At 46.4% G+C, this 13,947-nt stretch carries 15 protein-coding genes; 12 read left to right on the top strand and 3 right to left on the bottom strand.

The genetic code is table 11. The annotated features are described in order from the left end of the window. Positions 1-88 precede the first annotated feature (88 nt). Positions 89-1,921: a Xaa-Pro dipeptidyl-peptidase gene (locus EBO34_RS09810; protein WP_122897750.1), complete on the top strand. Its 1,833-nt coding sequence runs from the start codon at positions 89-91 to the stop codon at positions 1,919-1,921. Positions 1,922-2,230: 309 nt separating this feature from the next. Next, the gene (locus EBO34_RS09805; RefSeq protein ID WP_122897748.1) at positions 2,231-3,139 is read left to right on the top strand and encodes a macrolide 2'-phosphotransferase; all 909 of its coding nucleotides are present in this window, start codon (positions 2,231-2,233) and stop codon (positions 3,137-3,139) included. A gap of 57 nt (positions 3,140-3,196) precedes the next feature. Here EBO34_RS09805 and EBO34_RS09800 read toward each other — a convergent pair whose 3' ends face one another. Further along, positions 3,197-3,805, bottom strand: a complete 609-nt coding sequence (locus EBO34_RS09800; RefSeq protein ID WP_122897746.1) for a spore coat protein — start codon at positions 3,803-3,805, stop codon at positions 3,197-3,199. A 116-nt stretch (positions 3,806-3,921) separates the two neighbouring features. Between EBO34_RS09800 and EBO34_RS09795 the strand changes: the two genes are divergently transcribed. Then, positions 3,922-4,407 carry a DinB family protein gene (locus EBO34_RS09795; protein WP_122897744.1) on the top strand — a complete coding sequence of 162 codons (486 nt, stop codon included), beginning with the start codon at positions 3,922-3,924 and terminating at the stop codon, positions 4,405-4,407. A 111-nt stretch (positions 4,408-4,518) separates the two neighbouring features. Here EBO34_RS09795 and EBO34_RS20675 read toward each other — a convergent pair whose 3' ends face one another. After that, positions 4,519-4,668: a hypothetical protein gene (locus EBO34_RS20675; RefSeq protein WP_183163799.1), complete on the bottom strand. Its 150-nt coding sequence runs from the start codon at positions 4,666-4,668 to the stop codon at positions 4,519-4,521. A gap of 144 nt (positions 4,669-4,812) precedes the next feature. On the opposite strand from EBO34_RS20675, the gene EBO34_RS09790 reads away from it, so the two are divergent. The 7 genes from EBO34_RS09790 (at position 4,813) to EBO34_RS20670 (ending at position 8,825) form a co-directional block, all read left to right on the top strand. Next, positions 4,813-5,223 carry a GNAT family N-acetyltransferase gene (locus EBO34_RS09790; protein ID WP_122897742.1) on the top strand — a complete coding sequence of 137 codons (411 nt, stop codon included), beginning with the start codon at positions 4,813-4,815 and terminating at the stop codon, positions 5,221-5,223. Positions 5,224-5,235: 12 nt separating this feature from the next. After that, positions 5,236-5,427 (top strand): hypothetical protein, encoded by a 192-nt coding sequence (locus EBO34_RS09785; protein ID WP_122897740.1) that lies wholly within the window; start codon positions 5,236-5,238, stop codon positions 5,425-5,427. A 23-nt stretch (positions 5,428-5,450) separates the two neighbouring features. Further along, positions 5,451-6,089, top strand: coding sequence for an alpha/beta hydrolase (locus tag EBO34_RS09780; RefSeq protein ID WP_122897738.1), 639 nt, complete (start codon positions 5,451-5,453; stop codon positions 6,087-6,089). Between the two features lie 16 nt (positions 6,090-6,105). Next, positions 6,106-6,303 (top strand): hypothetical protein, encoded by a 198-nt coding sequence (locus EBO34_RS09775; RefSeq protein ID WP_122897736.1) that lies wholly within the window; start codon positions 6,106-6,108, stop codon positions 6,301-6,303. A gap of 259 nt (positions 6,304-6,562) precedes the next feature. Beyond that, positions 6,563-7,765 carry a processed acidic surface protein gene (locus EBO34_RS09770; RefSeq protein ID WP_183163798.1) on the top strand — a complete coding sequence of 401 codons (1,203 nt, stop codon included), beginning with the start codon at positions 6,563-6,565 and terminating at the stop codon, positions 7,763-7,765. Beyond that, entirely contained in the window at positions 7,758-8,462 is a 705-nt protein-coding gene (locus EBO34_RS09765; protein ID WP_122897732.1) for a class D sortase, read from the top strand. The genes EBO34_RS09770 and EBO34_RS09765 overlap by 8 nt, the downstream gene beginning before the upstream one ends. Before the next feature lie 189 nt (positions 8,463-8,651). Further along, positions 8,652-8,825, top strand: a complete 174-nt coding sequence (locus EBO34_RS20670) for a hypothetical protein (protein WP_183163797.1) — start codon at positions 8,652-8,654, stop codon at positions 8,823-8,825. Between the two features lie 206 nt (positions 8,826-9,031). Here EBO34_RS20670 and EBO34_RS09755 read toward each other — a convergent pair whose 3' ends face one another. Then, entirely contained in the window at positions 9,032-9,715 is a 684-nt protein-coding gene (locus EBO34_RS09755) for a hypothetical protein (protein ID WP_122897728.1), read from the bottom strand. Positions 9,716-10,042: 327 nt separating this feature from the next. On the opposite strand from EBO34_RS09755, the gene EBO34_RS09750 reads away from it, so the two are divergent. Both EBO34_RS09750 and ilvD read left to right on the top strand, forming a co-directional pair. Continuing rightward, a complete protein-coding gene (locus EBO34_RS09750) occupies positions 10,043-11,467 on the top strand; it encodes an aldehyde dehydrogenase family protein (protein WP_122897726.1) in 1,425 nt (474 codons plus the stop codon). Between the two features lie 430 nt (positions 11,468-11,897). Then, a complete protein-coding gene (gene ilvD, locus EBO34_RS09745) occupies positions 11,898-13,592 on the top strand; it encodes a dihydroxy-acid dehydratase (RefSeq protein WP_122897724.1) in 1,695 nt (564 codons plus the stop codon). The last annotated feature ends 355 nt before the right edge of the window (positions 13,593-13,947 follow it).

Here is a 13,947-nt window from a genome sequence, read left to right as displayed (position 1 = left end):
TTGTTGGAAGAGTACTGGGTTCAGCCTTTTAGAAGCGGGGGTGTGACTGAAGCATTCGTAAGACACAACAAAACAGGAGGCTATTAAAATGAGTAAAAGGTATGCGATTGGAGTGCTTTCTTTTCTGCTGTTAATGTCATTGGTTATCCAGCCGGTCAGCGCTGCCGCGGATGATTTACCGTTAAACGGGACCATTCCTGAAACAGGCACATCTTCGACCTACATAAATTTTGAAGATGGTGTAACCCAGCCGGTTTATTCGACTGAAGAAGCAATTATTGAAGAACTAATGGTTGAAACAACAGTGGACAGTGATGGAACCGGTGAAAAGGATCTTGTGTCCATTCGGGTCATGAGACCAAACACCGAAGAAGGGATTCAGGTGCCGGTTATTTATGAAATGAGTCCTTACAGGGCAGGTCTGGACTGGTCTGTGCCTTTTTTTGATGTAGATGTAGAACTGAATCCCGTACCTCATCCTGGCAAGGGCCGTGGCAGGGGACCTAATGCAGGGCCTCAGAACCTTGGTAATTTAGGAAACTACTATGTGCCGAGGGGCTATGCCGTTGTCCTTGGAGAAAGTATCGGCAGTGGAGAAGCTACCGGATGCCCGACGACCGGTGACTATAATGAAATTATGGGAACAAAAGCGGTTATTGACTGGTTAAACGGAAGTGCCCGTGCGTTTAATGCAGACGGAGAAGAAGTGTCCGCTGACTGGACGACAGGGAACGTGGGGATGATTGGTGCTTCTTATAACGGCACCCTGCCCAACGGAGTAGCTACGACCGGGGTTGAAGGACTGAAAACTATCGTCCCTATCGTAGCCATCAGTAACTGGTATGACTATTTCAGAGCAAACGGGGCGGTTGTTGCACCGGGCGGCTATCAGGGAGAAGATGCGAGTGTGCTTGCCGGGTTTGTTGCCACCCGTGATAACGCGGAAATCTGTGCTCCTTTCCTTGAGCAAATGGAAGAAGACGAGGACCGGATTACCGGTGACTACAATGATTTCTGGGCTGAGCGCAACTACCTCCCAGGTGTGAAAAACGTTGAAGCGAGTGTTCTTCTGGCTCACGGCCTCAACGACTGGAATGTAAAAACGAAGCAGTTTGCCCAGTGGTGGGAAGCTCTTGAACAGCACGGGGTGGACCGTAAGCTCTGGCTTCACCAGGGGGGACACAGTGCACCAGGCGGGTCTATTTGGCAGCAGGAGCAGCACCGCTGGTTTGACTACTGGCTCTATGGACTCGAAAACGGCATTATGGATGAAGACATGGTGAACATTCAGCGTGAAGACAGAACGTGGGTGGAGCAGGAAAACTGGCCTCATGTTGATGCTGAAACGACAACGCTTTATTTAACAGGAGACGATGAAAGAAGCGGGGCCGGCTCACTGTCAAACGCCCCGGTTCCCAACAGACCACATGAGAGACAGGAACTCTTGGATGACCCGCAGACAAGAGCGAATACCTTGGTAGCAGATCCGGAATCTGATCACCCGAACAGACTCGTGTATACAACGGATGCCTTGCTGCAGGATACTCATATGAGCGGTACCCCTGAGGTAAGTATCAGGGCGAGAATTGACGAGCCGGTGGCCAATTTAACCGCTTTGCTTGTGGAGTATGATGAAAATGACAATGCCAGAATCATTACCCGCGGGTGGATGGATCCTCAGAACATTCACGGTGAGGAGCGGTCAATCAGCATCGTACCGGGCCGTGATTATACGTTTGAGTGGGACATGCAGCCGCACGATTACGTATTTAAAGCAGGAAACCGGATCGGGGTTGTTTTCATCGCCAGTGATTATGACTACACCATCCGACCTTCAGGAGGGACGGAAATTTCCTTATTACCGACGAGAAGCAGACTGATTCTGCCTGTTGCCGGAGGGAAAGAAGCGTTTAATAACTAAAAACATTCATTGTTCTTCTCCGTTTAATATGTTACGATTCCTTTAACTTTAAGAGATGGAGGTTTTCCCTGTGACAGCATCAATGAGACTCCGATTCCGCACTTTGAACCCGTAATTAAATAGTTCAAAGAAAACCACTTTGTGCTGGCGGGACAGGTCTGTCTTTTTCCAGGGACCTCATAACGGTAAATATACTATTACAATCACGGCACAGGTGAAAACACCTGTGTCTTTTTTATTCAATCCCGAGGAACCGGAATACGTCCCTGCACCGCTGGCATCTACTCTCAAATAAAGGACGTGCAGGTTATGGAGAACAAAAAGAAACACATCATTCAATTGGCAGAAAAAAACGGCATGATCATAAACGGAGAAACACTTCAGATCAACGAATCAGGCCTGGACTTTCAGGTAGCATTTGCAAAAGACCAAAATGGGGAACAATGGGTTCTGCGGCTGCCGAGAAGAAAGGATGTAATCCCTTCGATTCAAAAAGAGAAGCAGATTCTTAAGCTCGCAGCGGAACAGGTTCGTGTGGAAGTGCCTGAATGGAAGGTGTGTACAGACGAACTGATTGCCTACAAAAGGCTTACTGGAAAGCCGGCAGGCACCGTGGATCATGAGATTCAGAACTATGTGTGGGAAATCGACCTTGAAAATATTCCTGAAGTGTTCCATCAAACCCTTGGGGAGGCTCTCGTTCCCCTTCACAGAACGAACGGGGAAACGGTTGCCGGGCACGGTCTTACCGTCATTAAAGCAGATAAGCTCAGGGAAACCATGAAAACAAGGATGGATAAAGTAAAAGCGGAATTCGGCGTAAGCAGGGAGCTCTGGAGCCGCTGGCAGACGTGGATTGATAATGAGGCTCTCTGGCCGAAACAAGAAGCGTTCGTCCATGGGGATCTGCACGCCGGTCATATTTTAATTGACGAAAGTACCAAAGTGACCGGGTTTATTGACTGGACAGAAGCTTATGCTGGTGATCCGGCAGTGGATTTTGTGTCCCACTACAGAACATTTGGAGAAGAAGCACTGCACAAACTCATCCACCATTATCAAAAAGCCGGTGGCTATGTGTGGCCTCACATGGCTGAGCATGTCATTGAACTAACCGCCGCTTATCCGGTGGAGCTCGCGGAGTTCGCTATCCGTTCAGGCAGTGAGGAGTACCTGGAGATGACCAGGCAGGTACTTGGTGCAGGTGAGGAGAAATAATTGGTTTGAAATGCAAAAGACACAGGAGCCACGGGCCTCTGTGTCTTTTGTCTGTTATCAATTTAAAGGCTTCTTGTTAACGGGGCTGTATGCTTCCAGCAGCCCTCTCATATCCTCATTCTTTAACTGTGGGACCTGATAATACCCATGTTTGTTTTGATAAAGAAAAATCTCGTAGCTCATTTCAATAACATTCGGTACACTGTCAGCGATGATCCGCCGGATTACCGGGTTCGTCATTTCGAGGGCTGTCATGGCCATGAGAGAGGCAAGACTTTTCGTCTGACCGAGCATATACGATGACAGGCTTTGATCCGTCACATCACTGGCAGACTGGATGGGAGAGACAGGTTTGCCGAGTGAAAGACCGTAAATGACGTTATTGCTCTCCGTCATTTTGTATACCTGAGTTGATGTTGAAGGCTTTTCCCCGGTCTGAAATGCCTCCAGCATGGTGTTGTAGAGTTGGGTCATATACTGGGACTGTCGGTTTAAAATATCCGTCAGTGCCGTGTCCTTGATTTGGTTTTCATATAGCTTGTACTGATCGAGAAGTGCGACAACGGCACTTAACACTTCGTGGACATCAAAAAGCTCATGTCCGCCGTGACTGAATGGCGGGGGCATCTCTTCAGATACTTTCTGGCTGGTTTGTTTGTTTTCCATAGTGCTCCTCCTTAAAACAAAGTCGCTCTTATCCTTTCATTTTTTAAGGAAAATATGTAAAAGCAGGATAATTACTTCAAATGTTTAAATAGTTACAGAATAAAGGAGGAATTCCCATGAAAACAAGGCAGGTTGTCCTTTTTAATCAGCTAAAGTCCTATCGGGAGGAACTGGTTAATATAGTTGAGGAAGTAACTGAAATGGAGGCAGACCGCATTCCCGAAGGCTTTAACAATAATATCCGCTGGAATCTTGGCCATGTTTATCTCGATCAGTATCTGTGGATTCAAGCACTTACGAGAGAAAAGCGTGCAGAAACGGCAAAGCTTAACGACTGGTTCGGGTTTGGTACCGATCCAGCTGATTTTACAAAGGATACGCCCTCATTAGACATGTTAAAAGCTTTGTTAAAACGGCAGCCTGATGTCATTGAAGAGGAGTATGGAGAGCGTCTGGAAGAAACCTTCCCGCCCATTGAAATGGGAATGGAGACGATAGAGCAGGTGTTGATCAGAACGATCTTTCACGAAGGCATGCATACCCAGGCCATTCTCGATATAAAAAAGTATTTAAACAGGGAGGAACGGCATATTTCTATATGAGTAATACAAGAATGATTTCCAGCACCAAAAGATAGTGGCGAGTTCAGGTGCTTGTACAATAGTATTGTCTGATAAAAGACAGCAAAGCGGAAATCCTGTTCCTAAAGAAACTTACCCCCAGTAAACCACGTAGCTCGCAGAACCGTATTTTACCCAGCGTTTTATTGTCTTTCTTGATGGTCTGCACACAGACTTTTGAGGCAGGGTTGATCTTTGAAGGTAGTGTTTAAGAAGTGTATCTTCCTTCGGTTTCTCTTTCACAGCCGTTCCCCCTCTGCTAAAATAATGTCTGCTAAACTATATGTCCCAAAAAATCAGGTCATGCATAAAAGGCTCTTGAAATGATTTACAATAAAAATGAAAACGAATACACTAACGTTAAGGCATAATCCGGTGGGGGAAATGATGAAACTATACAACGGGAAAGAGCTGGTTATCCGGGAATACCGGTCCAGTGATTTCAGTACGATTGCAGATCTCAATCAGGAGCAGGGCTGGAAAAACCTTGCGGACCGGCCTGAAGAGACAAAAGCAGCATGGGAACAGTCGCCGGTCCGCTTTATCGCGGAAGCTGAAGGAGAAATCATCGGCTACATCCGGGGTCTTACTGACGGGTTTATCAGTCTGTATGTTTGTGAGATTCTGGTGAAAAAAAGCTGGAGAAAACAAGGTACAGGCCGGGCTCTTTTAAACCATGCACACAGCCTGTATCCTGCAGCACGCCTTGAACTTCTCGCAACCGGTGAGTCCTATGATTTCTATGAAAAAGAAGGCTACCGGATGCTGTACGGATTTAGAAAGTCCAATGAGAATTAAGGGGGAAATGAATTGGATTTGTTTGCGATTTTGGTTTTTGTAGGAGCCATCTCAATAGCGGGCATGGCAGTTGGTGCTTATTCCATAAAAAGAGATTTTCGCCTGAAGGAAAAAAGGGTGGAGCTGGAGAAAGAAAAAGTAAAGCTTGAGCAGATGAAAGTCCAACTGGCACTAAAGAAAGACCAGCATCAAGAAAAGGCCTGACTTTTAAAAAAGGGGTGGGGGCTGTGAAAGTAAAGAACGGAAACGTACAAACCAATAGCGGAAAGATACCTTATTCTCTGATGAAGCACGAGAAAGATGCTGACGGTGTAGCCATCGTTCTGCCCGGAGCAGCGTACACAGCACAAGGACCGTTACTTTACTACGCAACATCAATTCTTTACAGAAACGGGTTTGACATCCTTCATATCAACTACGAATATACACGTGAGGAATTATCCGAACTTACAGAGGAAGGCTTCACTGCGGATGTGCGAAACGTCATCGATGCCGTTATCGGCGGTGCCCCTTATGAGGAAATCATAGCTGTAGCCAAATCTGTCGGTACGATCGCTTTATCCTATCTGATGGAAGAAGAGCGCTTCGCCCGGGTAAAAGCGATCTGGCTCACACCTCTTATTCAGAGGGACGACGTATACAAAAGTCTTTCAACAAGCTGGCATCCCGGGCTGTGTGTGATCGGGGACCGGGACCCTGTATTTGAGCGGGAGAGGTTTGTCGAAATTGACCGCAATCCCCGGATTCAGGGCGTTCTTGTGAAGGACGCCAATCACGCCCTCGAACTAGAGGGTGACGTCATGGGTTCTTTGGACGTGCTGAAAAACATCATGGCCGGCATTTCAGGCTGGGTCGCAAACAGATAAGCAAAGGAGCAAACACATGGCACGACCAATCATCATCGTCCTATCATCAGTTGGGACCGTATCAGGATTTGTCTGGCTCGTCATTGACCTGATCAGGACGGGAGGCTTTACACTCGGCGCTTTTATTTTGAGCATCTTTTCTGCCGTTGTTTTTTTCCTGGCACTGGCAAGCCGTCCGACCTTTAACGTGGTCGATCATGAAAAAGAAAAATAAGCACCTCCGCAGGGCTTTTATCGCGGAGGTTTTTTATATTCACTCATATACAGTTATATTCAGTTAAAATGAGAGATTATTAGTACTTAAATGCCATATGCTTTCAAATGCAAACGAATACTGGATATTAAACCTCTGTTTTGTCAATAGATTTCCTCAAAATTTTCTACCGTAAACAAAAATAAAATACTATCTTTTTACAAATTTCAAGATTATACTAATCTCGAAATACACAATCGAATATGTAGGAGGAATGGCTGTGAAAGGCTTGTTCATGTCACTGCTGGCTGGTTTGTTTCTTGTTGTTTTACCATCTGTAGGAAGTGCCGCACCATCTGAGAAGGAATTGAAGTCGTATTTACAGGAAATTGAGTGGACAAAAAGTGATTTAGTAGAATACCTTGATTTCTACGATCTGTCAGTTGAGGATTTTGAAGACATGGAGGACCTCAGGTGGTTCTTGGGACCGGTCCTCACGCCGGATACTTGGAAAGAACTGCTCGATGATTTAGGTATTACAGAAAAAGAAGCCCTTGAATACCTTGTGGCATACGGGGAACTCGAAGCTGAAGAGTCCATTTATGATGTGTATAAATTTGTATTCGACGCTGAAGCGGACCTGTACGACTTATCCCTGACCCCGCTTACCGACGCAAACCTGGCTGAACTGTTAAAAGAATACGAGCTTACATACGATGAGCTGGTTGCCCTGTTAAAAGAAAACGGGGATTCTCTTGACAACTACGAGTATTATGAAGACCTGGACGGCGCCGTCTGGTACTATCTTTACAGCGACGAATGGGACCTTGAATTTGAGGATATCGAAGGATTATTCGCTGAAATCGGCCTTACAATAGAGGAGCTAGAGCGCCTTTTTGCCCACCTGGAGAGTCTGGATACGGACAGCGACGCCTTCCTGGAGAAGCTTGAAGAGCTGGCCTGGCGCCTGATGGCTTTTGAAGAGTTTGATGAGGCATCTGAACTCACAGCCGATCAAATCGCAGAGCTTATCGCCATTTTCACAGAATTGCTCGACCTCTTTGAAATGGACGTAACGTTTTATCTTGTAAAAGGTGACGAGAAAAAGCCTGTGTCCCTTCAGTCACTCATGACCATGACAACGACAAACGGCTATGACCTTCTCATTGAGCTGTACAATAAACAAGGGGACTTCCTCGCTGACATCCTCCTCAAAGCAGAACTGTTCGGCTGGGAACTGATTAACGGAACCGGAAACGACCTTAAAAAAACACATGACGTGATTGAACACCAGGATCAGACCGTGGATAAAAAGAGCGAATCTCCTAAAAAAGCAAACGCAGAAAAGCCTGCTATGAAAACGGAGACCGGTGCCAAGCTGCCAAAAACAGCGACCAATACCGCCTCAGGAATCGCAGCAGGGCTCCTCATCATGATGAGCGGCATGCTCTTTTACCGCAGGCTGAATGTGAAAAATGGATAACCAAAAGAACAACCGGAGAAGAATGAAGCGATTCATTCTTCTCTCTTTAAGTATTGCCATGATCACAGGCGGGTTCTGGTTTACTACAACCACCGCATACACGTTCCTCAAAGGCTATATGCTCTTTAAGAGCGGGGAAGCTGCAGTTTCAGCGGAAGTGGAAGAAGAACCTGAAGTGGAAGAAAAGTCTCAAGTGGAAGAAAAGCCTGAACCGGCGGAAGAAGAATCCCCCGCTGTTGACGAGGGGGAGTCAGGTCCCCTGTACCCGGAAAGGCCTGAAATTGGCGATCTGATCGGGGAACTTTATATCCCGAAGCTTGAAGCAACGCTTCCAATTTATCACGGCACTGATGAAGACGAACTCGAGAAAGGCGTCGGTCACTTTGCAGGAAGTGTCCTGCCCGGAGAAAATGACAATGCTGTTTTAGCCGGTCACAGAGACACGGTCTTCCGGGAGCTGGGGAGTGTCGGAGTCAATGATATTCTGATTGTCACGACTGCAGCGGGCGAATTCGAGTACAAAGTAAAAAACGTCCGAATTGTAGACGAAGATGACCGCACAGTTATTGTTCCAAAGCCCAGGGCCACACTCACAGTGAGCACCTGCTACCCGTTTACCTTTGTGGGCAGTGCCCCCGAACGCTACGTTCTCGTAGCCGAGCTCCGTGGCGGGGGACGGGAAAGAGGAAGAAAGTGAAATAGTTGATTATCATGAGACGGTGGTCCTCCTTGATGAAAGAGTAAAGGAAGTGACGGTTTACCGATCCGAAGCTGTTGGTGCCTTCTCGGATGAAGAGCTTATGGCAATAACAAAACCCGATTTAACCAAGATTTTTGAGAGAGCGGTCAGATCTGCTGTAATAAGCAGCGGGACCCCCGGGGAGCAGTGTCCGACTATGATTTGATCATCAGCTACGGAGATGAATTTCCCCTCCATCCGATTCACCTTTGGCTCGGTGAAGAAGGTGAATTGGGCTGTTTCATGTATCTCGTCGAAGGGGACGGATTTTATGTAACTTCACGGGGAGTCACAGGGGATTTGAGAACGATGCTGCAGTGAGAAGAGTAAACACCTGAAAATGACAGCTGAACTGCCCCCAATCGTCACATACGATTGGAGAGGCAGTTTTTTTGAGTATATAAATCTATACGATCCAGCTCTCGGGGGTATATAAAAGAGGTATATAAAAATTACCTGCTTTCCCTTTATGGGAGGATAATAGAATCTGATTACAAAGGGGCATGGAGCATTGTTTGCATGCCTTTTTAATCATGATGATTAAGATATTTGTTCATAGCTTCAGGCAGGATTTCCTGTTCGAAAGGGTACCAGAATGGTGTTGTACCGTCTGTAAAAAGAGGAATCGTAAATAATATATCCTCACCTGTATAAAACACAAAATCAAAGTGAGTGGGGTCTTGTTCCATGGAGTATGCCTGGAATTTCGCATCCGGCTTGCTATCCATTAATAATCTCAGAAGCTCATCTTTTTCTTCATCGTTCCATGTCGCTGTAACAGGTGTGCCATTTTGAATATGGGTAATCGTAATCTGTTGTACATTCTCAATATCCAGCTCGTTAAATGAAAGAGGATAGTGATCAGTAATTTCATGTTGATAGAGTAAATAACCGTTGGGAGCTAAATCATCTTTTACAGCCAGTAATCCTGGATGACCTTTGACGTTGTATAATGTTGTCCCTTTTTGTAAAAAAGTAGCTTCACCATTACTTAAACGATAATTGCTGTGTACTTTACCTGCAACATCCCGTTTCACCGTTCCGGCAGGAGTGCCTATAATGCTTGAGTCCGCTACAGTTAAATGAAAACGATAATCATATTGTTTTTCTTCAATCTTTACTGTATCCGCCCAGGTTATCGTTTCCTCGTCAGATATACACCCTCCTAAGAGCAGCAGGCTTACGACTGTAATCAGTGTCTGCCACTTCACACCTGATTCCCCCTTCAATACCGTTATGTATCTTACAGTTGTTTTGTAACAATATAGTTATTCGACAGCTGCCAATAAAATCCTTTAGGTGTAGAAGAAGGGGACGTTTACTTACATAACAGTGTTTTTTAAGGCTCTTTCCAGCCACGCAAATTGCAAATCTTTTTTCTTCAACGCCTGTTTCGTTGCAGGATTCTTCCACTCCTTATTTTGACTCTTCTCAAACCGCTCTTTGTTTTAGACATGGACTTGCCGGGAATAGAGATGCTGTACACTCATTTTGGTAAAATCAGTGAAAATCAGCATTTTGAAAAGGGGATTTTTTGTATGCGAAACCAGCTTAAACATTACATTAACGGTGAATGGATTGAGTCAACGGGCTCAGAAACGATTGATGTGATCAATCCGGCAACGGAAGAAGTGATGGGCAAGATCAGCTCAGGCACCGAAGAAGACTTGGATAAAGCGGTTAAGGCGGCACGAGAAGCGTTTCCTTCCTTTTCACAATCCACAAAAGAACAACGGATCGAGTGGCTTGAAAAAATTGCGAATGGTTATGAAGCAAGGAAAGATGAGCTCATTGAAATCATGACAGATGAACTCGGTGCACCTCTGTCTGTGTCTGAAGAGGTTCATTTTCACATGGGGCTCGGTCATTTTAAACAGGCGGCTGAATCTCTCCAGGACTTTTCTTTCTCAGAGGACCGCGGCGGCCATACGCTTATAAAAGAATCGGTCGGCGTGAGCGGACTGATTACTCCGTGGAACTTTCCGACAAACCAGACATCTACCAAAATTGCCAGCGCTATTGCGGCAGGGAGCCCGGTTATTTTGAAGCCGGCCTCAAAAACACCTTATGCTGCCATGATTTTGGCGGAAATTATTGACGAAGCCGGTTTGCCAAATGGTGCGTTTAACCTTGTGAACGGCACAGGTTCAGTTATTGGAAACGGTATCAGTTCCCACCCCGGTATTGATTTTGTGTCCTTTACCGGCTCTGGCGCTGTCGGTGAAAAAATCATGAAAAATGCTGCCGAAACGATTAAAAAAGTAGCATTGGAGCTTGGAGGGAAATCACCTGTCATCATTCTTGACGATGCAGATGTGGAAGAGGCGGCGAAAACGGCTCTGTCAAATATCATGACAAACACCGGTCAGGTTTGCTCTGCAGGAACAAGAGTTTTTATCCCTCAGTCTATGAAAGACGCATTTGAGGAAAAAATTGTAGACCTGCTTCCAACCTTTCCTGTAGGAGATCCCCGTAAAGATGGAATCGCCACAGGCCCGCTAGTCTCAAAAGATCAGTGGGACACCGTTCAATCGTATATTGAAAAAGGGGAGAAAGAAGCGACTCTCCTTGCCGGGGGAACAGGAAAGCCGGAGGGACTTGAAACAGGCTATTACGTTAAACCGACGATCTTCACCGACGTTTCCAATGATTCCGTTATCGCCCAGGAGGAAATATTCGGACCGGTGTCGGCCATTATCACATATGAGGACCTCGAGGACGCTATTACTATGGCAAACGATACTGTTTATGGTCTTGCGGGCTATGTAGTAGGTAAAGATCCTGAAACGATACGCCATGTGGCTTCCAGCATTAAAGCCGGACGCATTAAAATCAATGACGCCGATACGGACTTCAACGGACCGTTTGGCGGTTTCAAGCAATCGGGAATCGGCCGCGAATGGGGTGATTTCGGGATCGAGGAGTTCCTTGAAATCAAATCGGTACATGGTATGCCTTCTTAATAAATATGACCGTACCAGCATAGTTTGCTGGTACGGATTTTCGGTTTTTTAGAAGGCAGCTTTGATTCAGTCAAAGACAAGATTACTACTGTTAAAAATACGATAGATATTATCAAGTCATTAATACTATCAAAAACAGAAATAATACTATCAATAATGCGATTAATACGATCAAAAACGAGATTTATTCTATCAAAAATCAGATTATTTCTTCACACAACCTTCCCCTGCACCAAAAGCATCTGTAATTCTGTCCAAAACAGGAATAATTTTGACCGTATTCTATGTATTTCTGCCCAAAAGACGAAACGAATAAAAAATTCACTATGAATTTTTAAATAATATAGAAAAATTATTTTATTTCTGTATAATGTGGAGATAATTCATCTAAAACTTTTATTCAGCACAGTACGAGAGAGGAGTTTGACCAGTGGCAGACAAAGATCTTAGAATACGCAGTAAAGACATCAGTGAAGGAGACAACCGCGCGCCGAACCGGGCGATGCTTAGAGCAGTAGGATTTGAAGACGAGGACTTTCAAAAACCGATGATCGGTGTTGCCAGTACGTGGAGCGAGGTTACACCCTGCAACGTACACATAGACAAACTCGCCATTGAAGCAAAACGCGGAGCCCGGGAAGCTGGCGGAGCACCGATGATTTTTAACACCATCACCGTTGCTGACGGGATTTCCATGGGCCACGAAGGCATGCGTTATTCCCTTCCGAGCCGGGAAGTAATCGCAGACTCTATAGAAACTGTAGTAGGAGCGGAGCGCCTTGACGGAGTTGTGGCCATCGGCGGCTGTGATAAAAATATGCCGGGCTGTATGATTGCCATCGGCCGCTTAAATTTACCAGCAGTTTTCGTATATGGTGGAACGATTTCACCAGGAAAATCACGAGAAGATAAAGACATCGACATCGTTTCTGTGTTTGAAGCGGTCGGTAAACACAACGCCGGATCCATGGACAAGGACGGCCTCCACGACATCGAATGTCATGCCTGTCCTGGAGCGGGGTCATGCGGAGGCATGTACACTGCAAACACGATGGCATCGGCCATTGAAGCCCTCGGAATGAGTCTGCCGGGAAGTGCGTCCAACCCGGCTGAAACAGATAACAAACATGGTGATTGCTACAGAGCGGGAGACGCTGTTGTGGAGCTTCTGCGTAAAGAAATCTATCCACGTGACATCATGACAAAAGAGGCATTTGAAAATGCGATTACGGTTGTTATGGCACTCGGCGGATCCACAAACGCCTTCCTTCACCTGCTGGCAATGGCCCATTCGGTTGATGTGGACCTCTCTTATGACGACTTTGAACGTATCCGCGAGCGTGTACCGCACATTGCCGACTTGAAGCCGAGCGGAAAATACGTCATGGAAAACCTTCATCAGGTAGGCGGTGTTTCCGCTGTCATGAAGCTTCTTCTTGAGGAAGGGCTGTTAAACGGTGACTGTCTCACGGTGACGGGTAAAACACTGGCAGAGAACCTGGCTGAAGTACCTCCGCTGCACGAAGGCCAGGAAATCATCCGTCCTGTAAGCGAGCCGTTTAAGGAAAGCGGTCCTTTATATGTATTGAAAGGGAACCTCGCGCCGGCCGGAGCCGTTGCCAAAATGAGCGGACTGAAAGTAAGCAAGCTCACCGGTCCCGCCCGGGTGTTTGATTCGGAAAAAGAAGCAACCGAAGCGGTTCTGGCAAATGAGATTAATCCTGGAGACGTGCTGGTGATCCGCTATGCCGGTCCGAAAGGCGGTCCGGGAATGAGTGAGATGCTCTCCATCTCTGCCATCATCGTCGGGAAAGGACTCGGAGAGAAGGTGGGCTTGCTAACGGACGGCCGTTTCTCAGGCGGAACCCACGGGCTCGTTGTTGGCCACGTGGCACCTGAAGCACAGGTGGGCGGCCCGATCGCCTTATTGAAAGAAGGAGACCTGGTGACCATCGACAGTGAAACACAGGAGCTGAACGTCGATGTGAGCCCAGAAGAAATGACAGCCCGCCTGGCAGACTGGCAGGCACCGCCGCTCCGCTACTCCCGCGGCGTGCTGAACAAATATGCAAGACTTGTATCCTGTGCCTCTAAAGGTGCGGTAACGGATCTGGGAGAAGAGTAGGTTTGATGATCGGGCGTCCCGCTGCTGCGGGGCGTCCGTTTTTCTTGGTGAACGATTGAAAAAGTGGTAGATAAACATATAAAAATGGTAGATAAACGTAAAAAGATGGTAGATATGTCCGTGCGGGGAGGACAGTCCGTGTGGAGTGAACACTTTCGGCTCAAAGGGCTGTGGATATTTCAATATCCCGATGAAATGTAGCAAAGTACCTGACAAATGAAGAAAAACCCTGATGAAACAGAGCTCATTACAGAAACAACCCAATCTATCTGATTGATTGATCAACAGTTCACAAATCAGACACGAATCCTTCACAGCTTGTTCACCTTTGTGAGTTTCATCACAATCTATCTCA

Origin of the sequence: Alteribacter keqinensis (genome assembly GCF_003710255.1) — a bacterium.
Taxonomy (GTDB): domain Bacteria; phylum Bacillota; class Bacilli; order Bacillales; family Salisediminibacteriaceae; genus Alteribacter; species Alteribacter keqinensis.
Note: the sequence above shows the minus strand (reverse complement) of the source record. Positions and strands in the feature narration are given on the sequence as shown.